At 52.3% G+C, this 256-nt stretch carries 1 protein-coding gene; it reads right to left on the bottom strand.

The features are described from left to right. Positions 1 to 256, bottom strand: a 256-nt coding sequence (locus A142_RS24185) for a Mu transposase domain-containing protein (protein WP_431306020.1), incomplete at both ends; no start/stop codon positions are given.

Genomic DNA, 256 nt, shown 5'->3' with positions numbered 1-256 from the left:
GACTTCTCGTGTGGCTGCGCCGATATTGGCTCCCCAGCTAAGCAAGCGCCCTGGCGACCACTTTTGATGTTGATGATTGCTTGGCATGTGCTCTGGTTGGGTGCTGTTTCCTCGCTCTCTTTGGCTACGTGGATGCTGGGCCACCAAGTTACCTTGATGATAGATCTGCACCAGACGATTAGAGGCTTCCAACTCGACATGGTGACTCACAAGTTGATGGGGAACCGAGTAGTAATGACGGCGATATTCGATGTGA

This window comes from Vibrio splendidus 12E03, assembly GCF_000272105.2.
Classification (GTDB): Bacteria; Pseudomonadota; Gammaproteobacteria; order Enterobacterales; family Vibrionaceae; genus Vibrio; species Vibrio splendidus_I.
This window is presented reverse-complemented; position numbering and strand designations above follow the sequence as displayed.